Source organism: Faecalicatena faecalis, from assembly GCF_012524165.2.
Classification (GTDB): Bacteria; Bacillota; Clostridia; order Lachnospirales; family Lachnospiraceae; genus Faecalicatena_A; species Faecalicatena_A faecalis.
This window is the reverse complement of record NZ_JABACJ020000025.1, coordinates 40,578-62,147: the sequence shown is the minus strand read 5'-3', so window position 1 is coordinate 62,147 and position 21,570 is coordinate 40,578. Positions and strand designations below refer to the sequence as shown.

Genomic DNA, 21,570 nt, shown 5'->3' with positions numbered 1-21,570 from the left:
GGAAGCGCATGCGGAAAAAAAGAAGCAGCAAAAAGAAGCGGCAAAAAACCTGCCTCAGGGTGCAGATCCGGGGCAGGTTTTTTGACTTCTTATTTGAATGCCTGAATATTACATCAGTGCTTCATAAAGCTTATCAGTAGGTCTTGGAATTACGACGCTGTTCACCAGCAGTTCGCTGACAGCTTCGGCAGCCTTCACAGCAGCAGTGACAGCGCTGACATCTCCGCACATGGTGACGAATCCCTTGCCGCCCACTGCGAATCCGGTACGAATCTCCATCAGATGCACGTCAGCAGCCTTGGCAGCTGTATCTGCGGCAACGATGGCAGAAGATACGGAATAGAACTCAAGTACGCCCACGGCGCCGCTTGTCGGTACCTGGGTCGTGCTGCTGATGGCAGGCATCAGCTGGTCGCTGATATTCGCGATCAGAAGCTTGTCCACCAGGAAAGGTCCTGCAATCTCTTCTCCAACACTCATTGCTGCGTTGACACTGCTTGTGTCTCCGCCGATGATAATCATATATTTGCCAGGGCATAAGGTAGAAGCTCTTAATAACTCTACCTCGGCTGCCTTAAGTACGTGGTCACATGTTTCAATTCCTTTTGCGATACTGGATAATTCTAACATTCCAACTGAATTTCCCATTTTTGATTCCTCCATTAGTTTACATTAATTCTGATGCCGCCAGGTGCTGCTTCGGTTACGGTTCCGTTAACGCTTGCATGGATATTGGCAGATAATCCTGCTTCGTCTGCTTTACCGATCAGATCACCCTTATGTACAGTGTCGCCGGCCTTGACAACTGGTGCGGCCGGTTTGCCGATATGCTGTGACAGCGGGATAAATACTTCCTTCGGAAGCAGATCCGTACAGCTGTGAGCATGGCGTCCGTTGTACTGGGCAAGTCCCAGTCTGGAGATCAGGCGGTCAGTCGGAATACGGTTCAGGTCGATGGTAGGTCTGGCTGTCGGATTCGGAGTCTTGTCGATCATGATTCCTCTTTCGCGAAGCTGTCCCTTCATATAGTCATTCACCTTTCTCGGAGAAAGACCCATCGGGCAAGAGAACATCTCACAGACACCGCAGCTTGAGCAGTTCACTGCATCGCCGAAGCTCTTCGCGAACTCTTCATTGGAATCGATGATCTCTTCTCTCCATATATTGCGCATCACAAGATGCGGCTTAATGCTGTGTCCGGTCTGGAAACGCGGGCACAGGTCCGTACACATGCGGCACTGGATACATGCACTTCTTGCCTGGTGTTTGATGCGTTCGATGGATACCTTTGTTTTATTGATCAGGTAGTGGTCCTTCGGAAGTACGATGATGTTACCCGTCGTCTTGGTGACTACCTGCTTGTCGATCATTGCGTCATCTGAGAAAACTTTTCCCATCATCGGTCCGCCGAGGATCACTGCATAATCGGAAAGATTCGGCTGTGCGGCCTCTACACAGGTGCGGATGGAGGTGCCGATCGGAACCTTTAACATGATCGGTTCCTTCACTTCGCCGACAACGGAAAGATACTTATCTGTCACTTTAGCGCCCTCTGTGATGGCACGGTAAATGCCGAGCACGGTTCCTACATTATCAACAACAGCGCCGACTTCGATCGGGATGCCGCGTTCCGGAACAGTCTTTCCGGTCACCTGCTGCACGATGATCTGCTCATCACCGGCCGGATAGTAGGTCCGCATCTCAAAAATCTCGATATCTGCATGGTTCTTCTCAATCGCTTCTCTTAAAGCCGCGATCTCAGGTTTGTATTTTGCTTTCAATGCAATGTAACGCTTCTTCGCTTCGAGGTGGTCAGCAATATAAGTAATGCCTTTGATCAGCTCATCAGCAAAAGTTCTGCACAGATACTTGTCTGTCTCAATCAATGGTTCACATTCGGCAGCATTGACTATAAAATACTCAGCCTTTGTGTTCAACTTCACATGTGTAGGAAATCCTGCCCCACCGGCCCCTACGATGCCGGCATCTTTTACTGTTTCAATTAGACTCATAGCTTTCTTCTCCATTCATTGATTCTCGCTATTCTTTACAATACGTTATAATAATAACATATTTTCACAAAAAGAGACAGATTATTTTTGCAATTATTCAGCCATGCGGGAAGATTTATGCAGTTTCTGTGTGGGAGCTTGCTCACTAAGCAGAAACTGCATAAATTTTTCCATACGGCGTTTAGCCGAAGCGAGATGAAGCGGTTTTAGTGGAATCGAGCTTGCATGGCTGAATAGTTACTATTTTGTAGGATATATGGGGAAAAAAGAATGACAAAAGGAACACATTTTATCTGCCTTACAAAAATGTAAGGATCTTTCCCCATTTTGAAAGCTAAAGTTATGGATGAAAAAGGGGAGCTGAACTATAATAGTCTCGTAAACGGGAATAAAAAGAAACCGGATAAATGAAGAAATGAAAGGCAGGAAATCATCATGTCATTATTAGATGTTAAAAATGTAAAGAAAATTTATACGACCAGATTTGGGGGAAGCCAGGTGCAGGCGCTCAGGGATGTGACATTCTCGGTGGAGCCGCGGGAGTATGTGGCAATCATGGGAGAGTCCGGGTCCGGGAAAACAACGCTTCTGAATATCCTGGCTTCTCTGGATAAGCCGACTGGTGGAAAGGTCTATTTAAAAGGAAGGGACTTAAGTACGATCAGGGACCGTGAGATGGCGGCATTCCGCAGACAGAATCTGGGATTCGTTTTCCAGGATTTTAATCTGCTCGATACGTTTTCACTGGAAGACAATATCTACCTTCCGCTTGTCCTGGCGGGGAAAAAGCATGAGGAAATGAGTAAGAAGCTGATGCCCATTGCGGAGACACTCGGCATCACAGCGCTGCTTAAGAAGTTTCCATATGAAGTATCAGGCGGACAGAAGCAGAGGACAGCGGTCGCACGTGCGCTGATCACCAGTCCGCAGCTCATCCTGGCTGACGAACCGACCGGGGCACTGGATTCCAGAGCATCCGACGACCTGCTTGAGCTTTTTACGAAAATCAATCAGGAAGGGCAGACTATTCTGATGGTAACACACAGTGTCAAGGCTGCCAGCCATGCCAAAAGAGTGCTCTTTATCAAGGATGGAGAAGTCTTCCATCAGCTGTACAGAGGGAATATGACAAATGAAGAAATGTATCAGAGAATCGCTGAGACACTGACAGTTCTGTCTACAGGGGGTGACCGGTAATGTTTTATCCAAAACTTGCGCTGACGAATATTAAGAAAAACGGCAAGACTTATATTCCGTATCTCCTGACCTGTGTTCTGACGGTCATGATGTTTTATGTGATGAATGCCATCAGCAGAAATACAGGGTTGGACCAGATGGAAGGGGCCGAGGCACTGAAAGCCATACTGACGTGGACCGTAGTGATCACCGGAATCTTTTCGGCAGTCTTCCTTTTTTATACGAACAGCTTTCTGGTAAAGCAGAGGAAAAAAGAATTCGGACTGTATCAGGTGCTGGGGATGGACAAAGGCAATCTGGCAAAAATGATGACCTGGGAGACGATGATCACTTCGGCAATGAGCCTGTGTGTGGGTCTGATTTTGGGAACATTGCTTGGAAAGCTGATGTTTCTGATTTTGCTGAAAATACTCCACTTTGAGGTGCCTATGAAGTTCGCAGTAGAGCCAAAAGCCCTGGCAGCTACGGTCATTCTGTTTCTGGCTATCTTCTTTGTGACATTATTATTTAACCTTTTACAGGTGCAGACCGCCAATCCAGTAGAACTTCTCCATGGAGGGCACCAGGGAGAGAAGGAGCCGAAGACGAAATGGTTTCTGGCACTTGTTGGAGCAGTGACCTTAGGAATCGGATATTATATTGCACAGACGACAGAATCTCCGATCGCCGCAATCGGCAAGTTTTTCATTGCGGTCATCCTGGTCATTATTGGTACCTACTGCCTCTTTACGGCAGGAAGCATAGCAATCCTGAAAGGATTAAAGAAGAATAAGAAATTTTATTATCAGAGCAGACACTTTACATCCGTGTCCGGTATGATCTACCGGATGAAACAGAATGCAGTGGGTCTTGCCAATATCTGTATCATGAGTACGGTGGTGCTCGTCCTGATTTCGGTTACGGTATCCTTGTATGCAGGGATGGAGGATGCGATGGAAACCCGTTTTCCAACGGATTTCAGCGTGATCTCTTATGATACATCCCCGGCAAATATTGAGAAGGAGAACCAGATCGTAGAGGAAGAGAGCAAAAAAGCCGGGGTGCAGATTGAAAACCGCAGTAATTACAGATCAGGAGTATTTACTGCAACCTATCAGGAAAAGGAAAACAGATTTCTGCTGGAAAAAGGGGTGGGTAGCGCCTATGAAAACGAAGGCTTCCGATCATTAGAACTCATTCCATTGTCTGATTACAACAAGATGAAACAGAAAAATGAAACCTTAGAAGAAAATCAGGCACTGGTCTATGCGCCGGATGACGAATGGAATTCGGATACGATTCAAATCGAGGAGTTCAGTTTCCATGTGAAAAAGGTGATCAAAGAGGAAATCCTGCCTAACGATGAAATCGGGAATATTGTAAAAAGCATTCTGCTGGTGGTACCGGATGAACAAACAATCATAGAGATGAAGAAACTCTATGGCTATGAGGGGGCAGACCGGCTTTCCTATGGGGATCATTTCGACCTTGCCGGGGATGAGAAAGCCAAAGAAGCCGCGATGGCTGCAATGAAGCAGCGTATTACGGAAGAAACAGCGGAATCGAGCTCGGAATATAAGTCAGAATACAGGGAAGCATTCTATATGCTGTATGGCGGATTACTGTTTTTGGGAATCTTTGTGGGGGCATTGTTCCTGATGGCGACAGTCCTGATTATCTATTACAAACAGATTTCCGAAGGATATGATGACAGGAACCGCTATCAGATCATGCAGAAGGTAGGAATGAGCAAGAAGGAAGTGCGGCGCTCCATCAAGAGCCAGATTCTCATGGTCTTCTTCCTGCCGCTTATGGTGGCGATCCTGCATGTGGCATTTGCATTTAAAACCGTGACCAAGCTGCTGGCAGTCCTGAACCTGACGAATGTACATCTCTTCTTTCTGTGTACCGTGGGGACAGTGCTTGTGTTCGCAGTGTTCTATGCAGGCGTGTTCTGGATTACATCCAAGGAATATTACAGGATCGTCCAGTAGAAGAATAGAGGGGGGCGCCGTGGAGGAGATGGTCTCGACCGTCCGCCTTGGCAGGTTATATACCTGAATTCTTAGCGGGGTCTTTTACGAGCTTAGTATTCATGGTATAATGCTCGAAGTTGGCGAGGTTATTTCGAGCCTACGGAGACATATACCTGAATTCTTAGCGAGGTCTTTTACGAGCTTAGTATTCATGGTATAATCAATAGATAATATTGGGGCTGATATCGGGTGCTTTTTTAGGAAGGGATGGATTTTTATGTCTGAATACAGGGATGCTGTAGATGGTGTGGTTCGGGAAGTGAAGAAGGCTGTGGTCGGGAAGGGGGATGTGATCGGGAAGATTATGATGGCGATCCTGGCCAGGGGACATGTTCTGGTGGAGGATATTCCGGGGACGGGGAAGACGACGATGGCGCTGGCTTTTTCCAGGGCAATGGGGCTTGAGGAGAAGAGGGTCCAGTTTACTCCGGATGTGCTGCCGGCAGACCTGACGGGGTTCACGGTGTATCAGAAGGCGACAGAGTCGTTTGTCTACCAGCCGGGGGCCGTGATGTGTAATCTGCTGCTTGCGGACGAGATCAACAGGACTTCCCCGAAGACGCAGTCGGCTCTTCTGGAGGCGATGGAGGAACGGCAGGTGACGGTCGACGGGGTGACCAGGCCTGTGGGGAATCCGTTTGTCGTGATCGCGACGGAGAATCCAATCGGGTCGGCAGGAACGCAGCTGTTACCGGAAGCGCAACTGGACCGGTTCATGATCTGTGTGAATATGGGTTATCCGACGGTAAAGGAGGAGGTCGAGATCCTGAAACGGAATCAGCTGGGGCGGACTACGGATGCCGTGGAGCAGGTGATGAATGCACAGTGGCTTTTGCAGGCGCAGGAGGAAGTGGAGAATGTATTTGTGCATGATGTGATTTATACTTATATCGCACAGTTGGCAAAGAAGACCAGGGAGATGAACTGGATCACCATGGGCTTAAGTCCCAGGGGGGCTGTGGCGATGACTGCGATGTCCAGGGCAGGAGCGTTTCTAAAGGGACGTAATTATGTGATTCCAGAGGATGTAACGGATGTTTTTTCCTGTACGGCGATGCATAGAATCCAGCTCAGCACAAAGGCGAAGGTCGGACATATTCAAAAAGAGGATGTTCTTGAGAAGATTCTGGAAGAGGTCAAAAAGCCGTCTGTTTCAAAACGTTAAGAATAGGAGCAGGATATGAAAAAAAGGATTGGCATTTATCTGGCCGTTGTGCTGGCTACCACATATTTGTTCCTGATGTATGATGAGCCGGCATTGACAGCAGTCCTTGTGTTAGAGTGTCTTTATCCGGTGTTCTCCTTTTTCTATTTGCGCTGGATGAATAAAAGGATTGCAGCCGAATTGTATAAAGTGCCTTCCATGGGGGAGAAGCATGGTAAGATCCGCATCCGGGTCCGGGTGAAGAATTCATCGCGTGTCTGGAGTGCCCGTTACCGGGTGGAAATCCGGGCGGGCAGCAGTCTGTTCAATGGGCGGGCAAAAGGGATGCAGGTCTGTAAGCGGTTATCTGGAATGGTAGAAAGCCATGGAATAAAGTCACAGGAATACATTTTAGACATCCCGTTTTGTGGAAGGACGTCCATTCGTCTGGAAAAGCTCTGGGTGTATGACTTCCTGGGGATTTTTAGCAGCCGGATCAGGCTTAGAGAAGAGGCTGTGATTGGGATTCTGCCTGCATTTGAATTGATGCCCTTGGAAATAACAAGAAGGACAAGGGAGTTCCTGGCAGATGCGGATGAACATTCTATGGAAAAAGGCGGAGATGATCCGGCAGAGACGTATCGTATCCGGGAATATCGTCCCATGGATTCGGTTCATGACATTCACTGGAAGCTGACCGCAAAGGAGGGAGAGCTTATGGTGAAGGAACGGGGATTCCCATTGGGCTGTGTTGTACTGATCTGGCTGGATTTCCCAGAGGAGGGCATGAGCGCAGAGGGATTTGACCGTATGCTGGAGAAAGCTGCCTCTCTATGTATGACCCTTGCAGAAGAAAAGTGCATTCACATGGCGGCCTGGTTCGAAGAGAAAAATGAACGGGTGGTGAAATATAAGATCAGCAATGCAGAGGATGCCTATGAGCTGGTATGGAGGCTTTTGGATATGGAGCCGTATAAAAACCATGAGATGGAGCAGATCGCTTACGAGGATGCATTTTTGGGAGACCATTTCAGCAGTACTATAGAAATAGACGGACAGGGACAGATTAAAGTAAATGGGGAGATACAGGAATTACTTCAAGTGTAAAACATCCAAGCCAAAGTCGACAGGATGTACTTTGTAACTAAGGCTTGAAAAAACCAAGCCTAAGTTACATAAGCAGGAGGATTTTATGATTAGCAATCGAAGGGGGCAGCCGGGGATCTGTCTGTATGAAGTGAAGAACAGAAAAGTGCCGGAATCGGGCGGGGGACGGGGACCGCTGCTATTTTTGGTGCGGTCACTGCTTGTCTGGCTATTGGCGGTGGCTTGGCAGAGGGGATTCCAGTCTGTATTCCCGATTCGCATGAATGAGAAGTGGATGTATGGTTTTCTGCTTCTCTTTTCTGTATTGGCCTGCCTGTGGGCGGCGGTATCCTTTTGGAAGCGTGCAGTCAGTCTGCTGATCTGCGGAGGGATGTGTGTTGTCTGGTTCTGGAAGAAACAGACGCTGTTGGTGGCGATGGTGAATCCGATTGCCAATGCCTATCTGCGGGTCCATAATGAGGGGGATATCCCTCTTAAGCTCTATCAGGAACCGACGGTTCCTGTGTGGATGAAGGGACTTTTATTGGCCGCTGCCATAGTCCCCTTACTTCTTATGTGGTCTTATGTGATTACAAAAAATCGGGGCAGAGTCCTGGTGTTTCTTTCCTTACTTGCACCGGCTGTCTTAGCGGCAGTGGAAGGATATTTTATCACACTTTCCTCCTGTTGGTTCTTATTGTTCAGTGCAGGAATATACTTTGCAGTATGTGGAGGCTATTCTGGGAAAATGGCACTAAAAAGCGGAATGTGTGCCTGCCTGTGTATGCTTGTTCTGCTTTTGGCTGGTTCAGCGGCTGTGAGGCCATTGGAAACGATGAAAAGATCTGAAAATGGGATTTATTTGAAGGCACGCAATGAGGTTTCTAAGAATGTCGTTCAAAAACTGGAGGATCTAACGGGCAGTTCTGAGAAGAAAGAGAAGAAAACAGACCAGACAGGCCCCGAAAAGCAGAAAGAGGAAGAGCAGAACAAAACAGATTTGGAAGAGCAGAAGACGGCAGAAGAGACGGAACAGGAAAAGGAGAAGAAAGAGCAGGGAACTACGCTTTCTGATCAAATATCCAACGAAAGTTTTCTGCCGGACAAAACGCAGAATCTAAAAGCAATCGCGGCATTTTCTCCGGGGGATGGAGATGGAATCATAGTCAAGACCTCTGAGCGCCCGAAGGGAACGTATTATTATCCAGAGGAATATGGTGGAAGCTATGACGGAAATTCTTGGAGTCCGGAGGCACTGGGGGATGATGTATCCCCAAAATACAGTGAATACCCAGAAAATTTGGAACGACTGATTTCTTTCTGCCAAGAGCAGAAGGTGGAGAATATAGAGGATGCGGCACGCTTCATCCAGCAGGAATTTGAAAAACAGACCGTGTATGATTATCAGCCGGGACCGACTCCAAAGGATCAAGATTTTGCTGAATATTTTTTGTTTGAGAATAAAAGAGGCTTTTGTGTACATTTCGCTACCACAGCGACGTTGATGTACCGAATCTTCGGTTATCAGGCAAGATATGCCCAGGGCTATGCAATCCCGGCATCGGCCTTTGAGAAGCAGCCGGATGGAACTTATGCGGCAAAAGTCACGGGGGATATGGGGCATGCATGGTGTGAGACCTATGAAAATGGATGGAAGGTCCGGGAGCACACACTTCCATATACGGGAAAGGAACCGCAGGTTCTTCCTCCAGCTCAGAACAGTAGTGAGAATTCCCCGGTAAAGGAGCCGGTGGTTCAAAAGGTGTTGACAAAAGTCCTGACAGCAGTGATTCTCCTCGTCCTGGCAGTAGGTCTCTTTCTATTTCAGTCAGCGGTGCGCAGGAAGCAGAGATTTCTCAGATGCAGGAAGTACCGACAGGGCAGAGGCATACTGGAACTGTATGAGAGTCTGTACGAGATTGCACTGTTTTTAGGAATGGAAAAATCTGATCCGGTCAGCACGAAAACATTCCATACGATGAAACAACTGATCGGTGAGATCCCGGAACAAGAATGGGAGTGGATTCATCAGATTGTTCTACAGACCTTGTTCGGGCAGTCATGTCCAAGTAAAGAGGAGCATGAAAAACTGTTTAGAATCGTATCTGATATGGTAAAGAAAGTCGGCCGGAAGCAAAGCGGACTCAAACGATTAGAATATCGATATATTAAAAGCCTGGGGTAAAATGATATGTTCCCTCTTTATTGGACAGAACCAGTAAGGAGGGTACATACAAAAAACCAGGCTTTTTATATCCTTTTTATTTCTTAGAAAAGAGTATCCTGAATATAATTCCTAAGGTCAGTCCACCTGATATGATATACCCAATGAAGCTAAGCCATGGAATACCGAACCATGTGGGCATAGAGGCGGATTCTACGATTAAGCTGGAACCGATAAAAAGGCCGACTGCTAAGATGCTCAATATAAAACGATTGGCCGTCCGGAGGATATCCATGCGGATTTCCTCCGAATCGGCAACCTGTAAGTTCAATTGTGCCTGACCGTTTTTGGTGATATTCAAAAGGTCAGAAAGCTGAGCCGGAATATCCAGCGATTTGTCCATGGATGTGTAGAATTGCCGTCCTTTATGTTTGAGCAGACTTTTCACATCCAATTCCTTCAATAGAAGAGTGGACATATGAAGCCTTAGGATTTGGAGAATATTTACTTCAGGAGCGCAGGCGGCCAGAGTTCCCTCCATGGTGATCATGCTGCGTCCCAGTAATGTGACATCCGGGGTGATTGCAAGCTTATGCTCTTTTACCAGCTCCAGCATTCGTTCAATGAGTTCGCCTAGCTTCATGGCTCCAAAATCCATGGACATATATTTACTCAGAATATCGTCGATATCTGTGTACAGACGTGCATGATTCACCCGTTCCCTTGGTTCCCCGAATGCCAGAAGCACATTTTTTAAAGCATAGATATCACCCTCCAGAATGGCAGTGATCGCCTTTTTCAAAAGCAGCTTATTATGCTGTGTCAGCTTTCCGGTCATCCCCAGATCGAGCCAGGCAATCTTGCCGCCCACGACCCAGAGATTACCTGGATGCGGGTCAGCATGAAAGAAACCATCCTCCAGAATCTGCTTACAGTAATTCTCTGCAGCCTTTTGACCAATCTCGGTCATATCGTATCCGGCTTCTGTTAAATATTTTGTCTCATCGATCTGAACTCCATCCATATATTCCATCACCAGAAGGCGCGGTGTTGTCAGACTAGGGAATACCTTTGGGCATGTGACATACACGATGTCCTTTTGATTCTCATAAAATAAATCCAGATTGGCGGCTTCCTGGATAAAATCCATTTCTTCTTGGGTGGTCTTCCACAATTCATCCAGGATAGTCTTAAAATCAATCAGATCCTCGGTTCCAATAGCCACCTTTAAGATTCCGGCAGCTCGTTTTAATAGTAGTATATCATTCTGCATCGTCTGTTTGATCGCAGGCCGTTGAATCTTGATTACCACTTTTGTACCATCTTTTAAAACAGCGGGATGTACCTGGGCGATGGAGGCGGAGCCGAGAGGAACTTCTTCAATATTAGAAAAAACATCTGTCAGCGGCTTCTTTAGTTCTTCCTCCAGTACTTTGGTAACAACAGAAAAAGACAGAGGCTTTACTTCTGTCCTTAACTTGGTCAGTTCTTTACAATAGGGCTCCGGCAGCATGTCCGAACGCATGGACATGATCTGCCCAAGCTTGACATAAGTAGGCCCCAAATCTTCTAGGATCTCCCTAAGCTTGACCGGGGTCAGACCGTGTGTGATCTGATGACGTCTCAGTACACCCAGAATCTCCTTAAGCCTCCGGTCGGAGGCGGGAGATTCTGTATTATTTTGTTCCTGCATTACTTTCGTTTCTTCCATAATAAGCTCCGTGTCTGGATTATCAGTATGTGATCAGTTTAGGATTCCAGCCTGATCTTCAAGAAATACTACAGAGGTGCGTTCTCGTTACAAGTCTTGGAATCCACATCTGCAGCATCACAGGGATTGGAAGCTTCCTCCTGAGAAGCCTCTTCACTTTCCGAAACAGCTTCAGGAGCATCTTCCTGGCTGCATTGGCATGTATCAGGAGTCTCCTCTGCAACAGCTTCCTCTGTGCATCCGCATCCGCAGGTACATTTCTCGGCCTTATCGTCTGCTTCCTCATTCGGTTCTTCACATTTCTGAGCGCGGACTGTCTCAGCTTCCGCAATCTTTGCTTTCAGGGCCTCAAGCTCCTCGGCAGTCATGTGGTCGACAGCGGCCATGGCATCCTTATATTCCTTTACAACGGTAACGGAAACGTGTTCTTTGACCTTCTCTTTAGCGCTCTGTTTGAGCTCCTCATTTAATACCTTGCCCTGCTCCATGGTCAGTTCTCCCTTTTTGACCAGGTTGTCTACAACATCCTTTGCAGTCTCTGCCGTAGTGGCAACAGCACCTACACCTGCTAAAAATATCTTTTTTAATCCTTCGTTCAGTTCCATATAGCACCATCCTTCCTTTGTGTGGTAAAAATAAAGTCAATTTATAAGTATATTATAGCACAAAGGTGACAACAAAAATCTTAAAAAAGGAGAAAAATAGTAAAGGAACTCTTAGGATTTCCCTAGAAGTTTTGGTAGAAATGTGATACCCTAAGGGCATCCCGCAATACATGTCCATTCGACAGTACACAAACAGATCGGAGGATTATGTACAAAGGGGTTCATTTCTCCAAAAAAGGAGTGTTTGACAGGAGGTTTTTATGATACGAGAATTGAAACAGGAAGACAGAGAACTCTATTTAAAAATGGCACATGATTTTTACCATTCACCGGCAGTACTGCATCCGGTTCCAGATTCTTACCTTGAGCGGACTTTCGAGGAATGTATGAATGGCGGGACTTATGCAAAGGCATTTATCCTGGAATATGAAGGGGAGCCAGCAGGATATGGTCTGGTGTCCAAGACATTTTCTCAGGAGGCGGGCGGACATGTCTATTGGCTCGAGGAACTTTACATCTTAGCTCAATATCGTTCCAAAGGGTTGGGAAGCGAGTTCTTTGCCTATGTGGAGGAACATAAGGAAGAAGGCGTTGCCAGATTCCGTCTGGAAGTGGAAGAGGATAATACCAGGGCAGCAGCACTTTATGAAAGACTGGGATATAAACCGCTTGATTATAAGCAGATGATAAAAGAATTTGAAGTTTAGGAGGAATTTATGATGACAAAAGCAGGAGAACGTAGTGTGGAGACTGTGGAGAAAGTGAACGGAGGGGCCGGATTTATTATGAAGGAAGCCCTGCTTACACCGGAGCAGTTAGGTGAGCACTGTAAGATGTTTTCTAAAGTGATTCTGAAACCGAACTGTGAGCTGGGACACCATGAACATCATGACGAGACCGAGACATATTATATCCTATCTGGGAAGGGAATGTATGATGACGACGGAAAAGCAGTTCCGGTCGAGGCAGGAGATGTGACATTCTGCGAGGATGGAAAAGGCCATGGAATGAAGAATACAGGAAGTGAAGACCTGGAATTTGTAGCCTTGATCTTAAAGAAGTAGTGTGTGGATGTCGGGCAGCATATAGAAGGTAAGACTTAGAAATCTGGAAGTTTATTCACATATTTAGATTGCATCTGATTTTGCCAGAACAAAAAAGTGCTCTGGAAATGTAATAAGAACATTTCCAGAGCATGTTTTTTATTATATTAGGAAAGTCCGAAGAACTATCCTATATAATAAAACCCCTCCGGGGGATGCGCACTTCGCGCAAGAGGAAGATGGCCGCAAGCGGCCGCGCTTCGTCGCGAGATTTCGGCCCGCCGAAATCTTTATTTTAAATCTTTGCTTTAATATCTCTGTGTTATATTTCAATATAGATATTATAATGCAAAGATTGTAATGCAAATATTATAATGCAATTATCCTAGAAGTTCCTTCAATATATGCAAGAGCCGTGTATTATCCTCTGGCATCATTACGCAGAATCTTACATATTCACCTTCCAGGCATTGGAAGGAGGAACAGTCACGAATCATAAGGCCCTGTCTGATGCATGCTTCGAAAACGTCAGGCGCGGTAATTCCATCCTTATGAAGCTGGATGAGGATGAAATTGGCATATGCATCGAAGACGGTGATATTCTTTAACTTTTTTAATTCTTTTTGCATCCGGTCGCGTTCACTTAAGATCAAATCACGGGTCTTACTGATATATTCATGGTCTCTCAACATGCGTTCCCCTGCAAAAGCACCGATACTGTTGAGTGACCAGGGAATCTGATGTTCCTTGACGCGCTCAAGAAAGGCTTGATTGCTTGTGACACCATACCCAAGCCGAAGACCGGGGGCGGCAAAAAATTTAGAAATACCGCGCAGTACCATGAAGTTGTCAAATTCTTGAACAAAGGACATGGCAGTAACTTCGCTGATGTCCGGTGCAAATTCTACATAGGTCTCATCGATCATGACAAAAGTGTTGGTATCTAGGCAGGCTGCTAAAATCTGCCTCATATCATCTGTTTTGATGACAGAAGAGGTAGGATTATTGGGATTACATATAATTAAGAGGTCAAAGCTTTCTTTCAATTTTTTTAAAAAGTCTGCAAGAACTAGGGAAAACCCGTTGTCAGGTGTCAGATGATAATATTCCTGAGTGCTGTCTGAAAAGGAAAGCTCTCTGGCATATTCTGAATAAGTCGGCCCCAGTATCAAAGTTTTTTTCGGACAGCGCTGTCCGATCAGCAGAGAAATTAATTCCGTTGAACCGTTCCCTACAAGAACATGATCAGGAGAAACACTGCAGTAATCTCCAATGGCGCGGCGCAGTGATTGATACTCTCTGTCAGGATAGGAGGAGATAATGTCCAGGTTCTGCCGGATATCCTCCTTAACGTTTTCGGAAAGCCCAAGTGGATTGACATTAGCTCCGAAAGAGATGATGGATTCCTTTGGAATTCCGTAATATTCCTCTATTTTTTCCAGGTCACTGCCGTGAAATTCTGGTTTTGTACTCATGTATACAATCCCCCTTCAAATAATTTCATTCACCCGTTGCAAGAAATACTATAATGATGATATAATTCATTATAGCGTGCTTATGAAAAAAAGCAAGAAAGCGAAAACATATCCATGTTACCAAAGCTCGAAAAGACCGAGCCCAAGTCGACAGGATGTACTTTGTAACTAAGGTTTGAAAAAACCAAACCTAAGTTACGGGAGCAGGGTAACATCCATGTCACTAAGGCTCGAAAGGACCGAGCCCAAGTCGACAGGATGTACTTTGTAACTAAGACTTGAAAAGACCAAGTCTAAGTTACATAAGCAGCATAAGAAAATGAGTAGGTGACGAACTTGAAGAGTAAAATTAAACGTCTTTCCAAAGGAGATTTTCACATTTCACAGCCAGAGATTATTTTCCCGGAGACACGGATTATTATGCGTGTTGGTGAGGGGGAGATGTATAAGGGGAGTTTCTCTTTGCAGAACCAAGGTGAGGGGACTATCAGAGGGTTAGTATATCCCTCTTCTTATCGTGTCCATTGTGAAGAACAGGGCTTTGATGGGAACCCGGTTAATATCTATTATACATATGATGGTTCCGGACTCGTGCCGGGACATGTTGAGCATGGTAAGTTTACGATCGTCTGCAATGGTGGGGAATATGATGTTGCATTTACTGCAATCATCGAGAAGCCATTTGTAATGACAAGTTATGGGAAGGTTCAGAGTCTGGAGGATTTTAAGAAGCTTTCCTTTAGAGATCCGGCAGAAGCGGAAAAACTGTTCCGTTCCAGAGATTTTTATGAAATATTGAAATATGAAGATAAGCGTATCCAGGCCCTGTATGATAATATGCGTAAATGGGAACTGGATCAGCAGGCGTTGGAGGAGTTCCTTGTCGGCTGCAAGCAGAAGGAAAAGATTTTCCTGACACTTGAGGAGGAGAGCCGTGCTTTCATGGAAGTGGAAGAGGCGCGCAAAGAGACTCTGACGGTGAAAAAGAATACGTGGGGATATCTCACAATTGATGTGCATACGGTAGGGGATTTCCTGACAGTAGAGCATTCCAAGCTGACGACGGAGGAGTTCATTGGGAATTCCTATCGTCTGGAATATATTATTACAACAGAGCAGCTACATCGGGGCAGTAATTTTGGGCAGATCATTTTAGAGACACCGTACGAGACTCTCGTCTATGAAATTGTGGTGGAGAAAGATGTGAAGCGTGAGGAGGATTACCGAAGCGCTGACCTTGAGTTCGCGAGCATCGTGAAGCGTTATCTGACCTATGAAGCCGGACGGATGGATTTGAATACGTGGACGGATGAGTCATTGAAGAAGATTGAGCATCTGCGTGAGGGGGATAATAAAAACGAGATTTATCTGCTTGTGCATGCGCATATCTGTCTTCTCGGTAAACGGTTTGAGGAGGCAAAATGGATTCTGGAATCCTATAATTATAACCGATTCGCAATCGGTAAGAACGTGGAGATGAGTTCTTACTATCTGTATCTGACCACTCTTTTGAGCAATGATTCCATCGGACAGCGCAGGGTGGCGGAGGAGCTTTCCAAATCCTATATGAAGCATCCAGAGAGCTGGATGATTCTCTGCATGCTTGTGAATGTGGATTCAGAGTATAAGATATACAGTGAACGGCTGCGTGTGCTGGAGCAGCATTTTGATGAAGAGAAGAGTCATAGCATTTGGTTTTATATGGAAGCCTTCAAGTGTTTCCGGGATAAGAGTTCTTCCCTTAAAAAACTGGGGACTTTTGAAGTACGGGTATTGTATTTTGCCGCAAAATATAAGCTGATGACGAAAGAACTGGCATTGTATACAGCGAATCTGGCGAGCCAGTTGAAAGGCTTTGACAAGCATTTGTATGAGACACTCGTACTTGCCTATAAGATGTATGAGGAATCCATGATCCTGACAGCGATCTGCACGCTGCTTATTAAAGGGAACTGTGTGGATAATCTCTATTTTAAGTGGTACGAAAAAGCTGTGGAATCAGAGCTAAAGATTGCGCAGTTATATGAATATTATATGGCGTCCATCCGGGTGCAGCATTTCCACAAGGCGCTCCCGAGGTCGGTATATCTGTATTTTATGCACGGAAATAATCTGGACTACCGTAAGTGTGCACTGCTGTATTCGAATCTGATTACACATGAGGATGAATCCAGTGAGATTTATGCGCACTACCGTGATGAGATGGAAGCCTTCGCATGGAATCAACTGGAACGGCGTCATATTGATGAACAGCTGCGCATTATTTACAAACGTTTTGTGACGGAGCGTTCCATGAATCCAGAACGGATCAAGGCATTGTATGATATCTGCCACGCTTATGAGATAACAACGAAGGTGCCGAACATGAAGTTCATCCACATCATTTCGGATAACGGCACGATTACGCAGAAGGTACCTTATACGGACCGCGGTACCCAGGTGTTTTTGTATGCAAAGACGGACAGGCTTGTATGGGAGGCCAGAGACGGAAGACATTTTACGGATTCCATCCCTTACGAGAGCCGGAGGCTGTTCTATGAACTGCGGTACATGGATATGTGCAAGAAGTATTTGAACAGCATGCGCCTCAACCGGATGGAGGAGGAAGAAGAGCCTCTGACGCTGGAGGTGGTAAGAGAACGCGGTGTGGAGAGCTATGAAGAGGATGAGTTATTCGCACTGTGCAGCAAGACGATCCGGGAAAATAATTATGAAAATGATGATTTCCTGACCTATATCTGTTTTGAATTATTTAAGAAGGGACAGTATGACAAGGTGATTCTGACCTACCTGTCCAACTATTATTGCGGCGCGACGTCGGATATGAAACAGCTCTGGCGGGAGGCACGGGAATATGAAGTGCACACCCATAAGCTGGGCGAGCGGATTCTGACCCAGATGCTTTTCTCAGAAGAATTATTTGCAGAGGTACAGGTGTTTGAGGAGTATTACGCGGAGGGTGCTTATTTCCGCCTACAGCAGGCTTATCTGGCATATATGGCAAGAGGTTATGTGGTGGAAGAGCGCAAGATCAGTAAGAGTGTGATCGATATTATCTGCCGTGAGTATGAGAAGGGCGAGGATACGATAGATATCAGTAAGATCGCGGTCCTGAAATATTATTCTACAAGGGAATATAATTCCACGATTCGTAAGACCTTAAAGAAGTTCCTGCAGGAGCTGTGCGGAAAACAGATTTATTTCCCATTCTTCCTGGCATATGAGAAGGACTGGCTGGTAGAGCTGCAGTTGTGGGACAAGACCTTGATTGAGTACAAGGGACAAAAAGGCAGCAGGGTCATGCTGTATTATCAGCTGCAAAAAGGAGAGACGGAGGCCGTGGATTACTCCACAGAGGTGCTGACGCCAATGTATGAGAATCTCTATGTGAAGAAGTTCGTACTGTTCTCAAATGAAAAGCTGAAATATTACTTTAAGGAAACGATAGACGGCAATACTTACCGGAGTGATAAGGAAAGCTGTGTAAAAGAAGTGACGCAGGGAGAATCAGGAAGATATGGACGTCTGAATGATATCCTTTTAAGTGAAGGCCGGGAGAAGGAAATGAAAATGAAGGCTTACGCGGCGGAGGACGCGATTGCGGCACACATGTTTGAACAATATTAGAAATAAAACATCCATGTCACTAAGGCTCGAAAGTACCGAGCCAAGTCGACAGGATGTACTTTGTCACGTAAGGCTTGAAAAGACCAAGCCTAAGTGACATAAGCAGGAGGAAACATCCATGTCACTAAGGCTCGAAAGTACCGAGCCAAGTCGACAGGATGTACTTTGTCACATAAGGCTTGAAAAGACCAAGCCTAAGTGACATAAGCAGGAGGCTAGTATGGGACACGGCAATATTATTGGGTATGAGATTAATGAGAAGACCTGCCAGATTAGTTTCTATAATGAGCAGCAGCTTGAACCGGAGACTATGGAGGTGGATGCGGATAATTATCAGATTCCGCTGATCATCGGAAAGCTTAGGGATACTTGGGCTTATGGTAAGGAAGCGAAGCGTCTTGTGACAATCAAGGAAGGTTTTACAGTCACGAGACTTCTGGATAAGAGCCTGGCAGGGGAGAAGATTGAGTTTGGGGAGGAGACTTATGATGCAGTCTGGCTTCTGTCCAAATTTGTGCAGATGTCACTGCAGTCTTTTCCGCAGATTGACGGGATTGTGTTCAGCGTGCCGGAGCTGACAGAGGAACTGGCACAGCTCCTGCGGGGAATTGCAGTGCGTATGAACATTGATAAGCGTCATATTTTTATTCAGGATTACAAAGAAAGTTTCTGCAACTATCTGTTTTATCAACCAAAAGAATTATGGCAGTATGAGGCGGCCCTGTTCTGCTGTGACAGGAATGAGATCAAGGCTTATATGCTGCGCCGGCTGAAACCGGGATTAGGCGGTGGAAAGACGACGTTTGTCACTGTGGATGAGGTGGCAAGCGCACATATGAAAGAATTGGCTGCTGTCTATCCCGTGCTGAATGAAGATAAAGCGAAGGAAGCGGATATGCGGTTCAGGAAGTTTATTGAGGGAGTTTTTGATAAACGTATTGTTTCTTCAGTCTTTTTGACGGGGGAAGGATTTGAAAATAACTGGTATCCGACATCTCTGCGCGTGCTTTGTAATGGAAGGCGGGCGTTTATCGGGAACAACCTTTACAGCAAGGGGGCCTGCTATACAGCATACCGCAAGATGTACATGCACATCGAAGACCCGGTATATTTGTCTGAGTCAAAGCTGACTGACCAGATTACAGTCAATATGCGGGTGGATGGACAGGAAATGTGGTATCCGATCGTATCCTGGGGCGCGCATTGGTATGAATCAAACAACCAGTGGGAAGTCCTTTTGGAGGATGTGGAGGATATCGAGCTACATGTAGAATCTCTTGTCCAGGGAACTTTGAAGACAGAAGTGATTCCTCTGGAGAATTTTCCGAAACGCGGAGAGTATTCCATGAGGCTGCAGTTAGAAACGCTGTTTCTGGATGAGAAGACATGCAAGATTACAGCAAGAGATGTAGGCTTCGGGGAATTTTTCCTGCCTACAGATTTTCAGGAAGAGAAGATTATTCACTTAGGAGGCAATGATGGGAAGTTTAATTCTTTGTCATGACAGACATGCAACGCATCCTTATGAAATTACGAGGATTCATTGCAAAATATATACAATTGAAGAATTGTGCTATTATCTGTGCAATAATCTCTACCTGATTGATTACACGATCATGAATGACCAGCTCTGCAACTGGCTGGAGGAGGAACTGGGGCTTGCCACACTTGCGGGGAATCTAAGAGATGTGATTCGTCTGCATGGTTCGGTGGAGAAGTTTGTACTTACGATTCTGAAAAGCTCGAAGATATTCAGGGAGCCAGAGATGATTCGCATCCAGAATGTATTAGAGCGATTGAAGAACCAGAAGGATATTGAACGCCAGAAATATAAGGGCGACAACCTATTAGAGAGCGGTGAGATTGAGGAGGCTATACTTGTGTATCAGGCTATTTTGAATGAAGAACCTGATGAGAGCGTAGACCCCAAGTTCTATGGGAAGATATATGCAGGACTCGGTGCCGCATATGGAAGGTTATTCCTGTATCAGGAATCGGCCAGGATGTATGACAGAGCTTACCAGATCTGCGAGGATAAAGCACTGCTTAAGCCATATCTTTATGCATCTTACAAATATATGTCTCTGGAGGAGTATCATATTCTTCTGACCAAACATGACGATTACGTAGAAATCAACTCACAGATGAGGCAGGAGATGGAAGATATCAAAGAACATCTGCAAATGGAGCCGAGTAACATTATGCTGGAAAAGTGGAAACAGCAGTACCGGCGGAGCCATATCTAAGGATAGTAAAAGGAGACGAAAGTCAGACTGCGTATAAAAAGGGAACAGACACTGTATGTATACAGTCTGTTCCCTTTCTTAGTTATCAGAGTTTAAGCTAAGCGCCTGTTTCGTTCGTTGAGACAGGCATCCGACCATTCTCAACATTCATATCTACCTTAATAGTGACCTGAATTACGGCGAGCAGATTCAGAAAAGTCCCTTCCCTACATTCTTGACATTAGCAGGGAAATATGATATTATATCGAAGTGATTTAGCGTGGTAAAGTAATCAATTGGTAAAATAATAAAGCGCCGCGCAAGGGAGGACGAACTTATGAAAAGAAAACTGGCATTAGCTCTGGCAGCGACACTGATGTTAACGACTGCGTTGGCAGGATGCGGAGGAAAAGAAGCGGATTCAAAGGATTCCGGTGACTCTGATAAGAAGGCAGCAAAGACAGAGGCTGCTAATGAGGAAAAAGAAAAGGGAGATAAATTTGTTCTTGGTTTTGACGCCAACTTCCCTCCTTACGGCTATAAAGATGATAATGGGGAATATGTAGGCTTTGACTTAGATCTGGCACAGGAAGTCTGTGACAGGAACGGATGGGAACTTGTGAAGCAGCCAATCGAGTGGGATGCAAAGGATATGGAACTGAATTCCGGTACCATCGACTGTATCTGGAACGGCTTTACGATGGATGGACGTGAGGATGAATATACATGGTCAGATCCATATGTAGATAACAGCCAGGTTGTGGTTGTTGCGGAAAGCTCAGGAATCAAAACCTTGGCAGATCTGGCAGGAAAGATTGTGGAAGTACAGGCAGATTCCTCAGCCCTGGCGGCTCTGGAGGGAGATCAGAAAGAGCTGGCAGGAACCTTTGCAAGTCTGACACAGGTGCCGGATTATAACACAGCATTCATGGATCTGGAAGCTGGCGCAGCGGAGGCCGTTGCTATGGATGTTGGAGTTTCCAAGTATCAGATCGAGTCCAGAGGCGGCGGATATGCAGCATTGGAGGAACCGATTTCTTCTGAACAGTATGCAATTGGATTCAAGAAGGGGAATGAAAAGTTAAGAGACCAGGTACAGAAGGCATTAGATGAGATGGCAGAAGACGGAACATTCATGACGATCGCAGAAAAGTGGGGCGTTGAAGAGTCTGTCTGCTTAGGAAAGTAAGAAAAGTAAAAATAAGATGAGTAAAAGGCCGGGATTCATCTCTGGCCTTTTATCCAGTTAAGAACCCGGAGGATGAA

16 protein-coding genes are annotated in these 21,570 nt (G+C 45.8%); 11 read left to right on the top strand and 5 right to left on the bottom strand.

The window, feature by feature from the left end:
* Nucleotides 1-108 precede the first annotated feature (108 nt).
* Nucleotides 109-648 (bottom strand): BMC domain-containing protein, encoded by a 540-nt coding sequence (locus HGO97_RS19480; RefSeq protein ID WP_216244539.1) that lies wholly within the window; start codon nucleotides 646-648, stop codon nucleotides 109-111.
* Between the two features lie 14 nt (nucleotides 649-662).
* Nucleotides 663-2,012, bottom strand: a complete 1,350-nt coding sequence (locus HGO97_RS19475) for a 4Fe-4S dicluster domain-containing protein (RefSeq protein ID WP_216244538.1) — start codon at nucleotides 2,010-2,012, stop codon at nucleotides 663-665.
* Between the two features lie 435 nt (nucleotides 2,013-2,447).
* Between HGO97_RS19475 and HGO97_RS19470 the strand changes: the two genes are divergently transcribed.
* The 5 genes from HGO97_RS19470 to HGO97_RS19450 all read left to right on the top strand — a co-directional run bounded on the left by HGO97_RS19470 (nucleotide 2,448) and on the right by HGO97_RS19450 (nucleotide 9,639).
* A complete protein-coding gene (locus HGO97_RS19470; protein ID WP_216244537.1) occupies nucleotides 2,448-3,209 on the top strand; it encodes an ABC transporter ATP-binding protein in 762 nt (253 codons plus the stop codon).
* Complete coding sequence (locus tag HGO97_RS19465) at nucleotides 3,209-5,182, top strand: ABC transporter permease (protein WP_216244536.1); 1,974 nt, start codon at nucleotides 3,209-3,211, stop codon at nucleotides 5,180-5,182. The genes HGO97_RS19470 and HGO97_RS19465 overlap by 1 nt, the downstream gene beginning before the upstream one ends.
* A gap of 259 nt (nucleotides 5,183-5,441) precedes the next feature.
* Nucleotides 5,442-6,389 carry an AAA family ATPase gene (locus HGO97_RS19460; RefSeq protein WP_216244535.1) on the top strand — a complete coding sequence of 316 codons (948 nt, stop codon included), beginning with the start codon at nucleotides 5,442-5,444 and terminating at the stop codon, nucleotides 6,387-6,389.
* 15 nt (nucleotides 6,390-6,404) lie between these two features.
* Nucleotides 6,405-7,475, top strand: coding sequence for a DUF58 domain-containing protein (locus HGO97_RS19455; RefSeq protein ID WP_216244534.1), 1,071 nt, complete (start codon nucleotides 6,405-6,407; stop codon nucleotides 7,473-7,475).
* Between the two features lie 85 nt (nucleotides 7,476-7,560).
* Entirely contained in the window at nucleotides 7,561-9,639 is a 2,079-nt protein-coding gene (locus HGO97_RS19450) for a transglutaminase domain-containing protein (protein ID WP_216244533.1), read from the top strand.
* Between the two features lie 76 nt (nucleotides 9,640-9,715).
* Here the strand turns inward: HGO97_RS19450 and HGO97_RS19445 are convergent, their stop codons facing one another.
* Entirely contained in the window at nucleotides 9,716-11,329 is a 1,614-nt protein-coding gene (locus tag HGO97_RS19445; RefSeq protein WP_246597607.1) for an ABC1 kinase family protein, read from the bottom strand.
* A 68-nt stretch (nucleotides 11,330-11,397) separates the two neighbouring features.
* Nucleotides 11,398-11,934 (bottom strand): phasin family protein, encoded by a 537-nt coding sequence (locus tag HGO97_RS19440; RefSeq protein ID WP_216244532.1) that lies wholly within the window; start codon nucleotides 11,932-11,934, stop codon nucleotides 11,398-11,400.
* 260 nt (nucleotides 11,935-12,194) lie between these two features.
* Here HGO97_RS19440 and HGO97_RS19435 point away from each other — a divergent pair, with 260 nt between their 5' ends.
* Both HGO97_RS19435 and HGO97_RS19430 read left to right on the top strand, forming a co-directional pair.
* Nucleotides 12,195-12,641: a GNAT family N-acetyltransferase gene (locus HGO97_RS19435; RefSeq protein WP_216244531.1), complete on the top strand. Its 447-nt coding sequence runs from the start codon at nucleotides 12,195-12,197 to the stop codon at nucleotides 12,639-12,641.
* 12 nt (nucleotides 12,642-12,653) lie between these two features.
* Complete coding sequence (locus HGO97_RS19430) at nucleotides 12,654-12,998, top strand: cupin domain-containing protein (protein ID WP_216244557.1); 345 nt, start codon at nucleotides 12,654-12,656, stop codon at nucleotides 12,996-12,998.
* A 359-nt stretch (nucleotides 12,999-13,357) separates the two neighbouring features.
* On the opposite strand, the gene HGO97_RS19425 is transcribed toward HGO97_RS19430, so the two are convergent.
* Nucleotides 13,358-14,452, bottom strand: a complete 1,095-nt coding sequence (locus HGO97_RS19425; protein ID WP_216244530.1) for a pyridoxal phosphate-dependent aminotransferase — start codon at nucleotides 14,450-14,452, stop codon at nucleotides 13,358-13,360.
* A gap of 336 nt (nucleotides 14,453-14,788) precedes the next feature.
* Between HGO97_RS19425 and HGO97_RS19420 the strand changes: the two genes are divergently transcribed.
* The 4 genes from HGO97_RS19420 (at nucleotide 14,789) to HGO97_RS19405 (ending at nucleotide 21,493) form a co-directional block, all read left to right on the top strand.
* A complete protein-coding gene (locus HGO97_RS19420) occupies nucleotides 14,789-18,079 on the top strand; it encodes a DUF5717 family protein (RefSeq protein ID WP_216244529.1) in 3,291 nt (1,096 codons plus the stop codon).
* Nucleotides 18,080-18,299: 220 nt separating this feature from the next.
* Nucleotides 18,300-19,583, top strand: a complete 1,284-nt coding sequence (locus HGO97_RS19415) for a DUF5716 family protein (protein ID WP_216244528.1) — start codon at nucleotides 18,300-18,302, stop codon at nucleotides 19,581-19,583.
* Entirely contained in the window at nucleotides 19,558-20,325 is a 768-nt protein-coding gene (locus HGO97_RS19410) for a hypothetical protein (RefSeq protein WP_216244556.1), read from the top strand. Before HGO97_RS19415 ends, HGO97_RS19410 begins: the two co-directional genes overlap by 26 nt.
* 316 nt (nucleotides 20,326-20,641) lie before the next feature.
* Complete coding sequence (locus tag HGO97_RS19405; RefSeq protein WP_216244527.1) at nucleotides 20,642-21,493, top strand: amino acid ABC transporter substrate-binding protein; 852 nt, start codon at nucleotides 20,642-20,644, stop codon at nucleotides 21,491-21,493.
* Nucleotides 21,494-21,570 lie beyond the last annotated feature (77 nt).

Bases quoted from the DNA above. Each gene is read 5' to 3' on its own strand.
- HGO97_RS19470 (WP_216244537.1), top strand. From the start codon at position 2,448: ATGTCATTATTAGATGTTAAAAATGTAAAGAAAATTTATACGACCAGA.
- HGO97_RS19480 (WP_216244539.1), bottom strand. From the start codon at position 648: ATGGGAAATTCAGTTGGAATGTTAGAATTATCCAGTATCGCAAAAGGA.
- HGO97_RS19465 (WP_216244536.1), top strand. From the start codon at position 3,209: ATGTTTTATCCAAAACTTGCGCTGACGAATATTAAGAAAAACGGCAAG.
- HGO97_RS19405 (WP_216244527.1), top strand. From the start codon at position 20,642: ATGAAAAGAAAACTGGCATTAGCTCTGGCAGCGACACTGATGTTAACG.
- HGO97_RS19460 (WP_216244535.1), top strand. From the start codon at position 5,442: ATGTCTGAATACAGGGATGCTGTAGATGGTGTGGTTCGGGAAGTGAAG.
- HGO97_RS19450 (WP_216244533.1), top strand. From the start codon at position 7,561: ATGATTAGCAATCGAAGGGGGCAGCCGGGGATCTGTCTGTATGAAGTG.
- HGO97_RS19415 (WP_216244528.1), top strand. From the start codon at position 18,300: ATGGGACACGGCAATATTATTGGGTATGAGATTAATGAGAAGACCTGC.
- HGO97_RS19455 (WP_216244534.1), top strand. From the start codon at position 6,405: ATGAAAAAAAGGATTGGCATTTATCTGGCCGTTGTGCTGGCTACCACA.
- HGO97_RS19440 (WP_216244532.1), bottom strand. From the start codon at position 11,934: ATGGAACTGAACGAAGGATTAAAAAAGATATTTTTAGCAGGTGTAGGT.
- HGO97_RS19435 (WP_216244531.1), top strand. From the start codon at position 12,195: ATGATACGAGAATTGAAACAGGAAGACAGAGAACTCTATTTAAAAATG.
- HGO97_RS19475 (WP_216244538.1), bottom strand. From the start codon at position 2,012: ATGAGTCTAATTGAAACAGTAAAAGATGCCGGCATCGTAGGGGCCGGT.
- HGO97_RS19425 (WP_216244530.1), bottom strand. From the start codon at position 14,452: ATGAGTACAAAACCAGAATTTCACGGCAGTGACCTGGAAAAAATAGAG.
- HGO97_RS19410 (WP_216244556.1), top strand. From the start codon at position 19,558: ATGGGAAGTTTAATTCTTTGTCATGACAGACATGCAACGCATCCTTAT.
- HGO97_RS19430 (WP_216244557.1), top strand. From the start codon at position 12,654: ATGACAAAAGCAGGAGAACGTAGTGTGGAGACTGTGGAGAAAGTGAAC.
- HGO97_RS19445 (WP_246597607.1), bottom strand. From the start codon at position 11,329: ATGGAAGAAACGAAAGTAATGCAGGAACAAAATAATACAGAATCTCCC.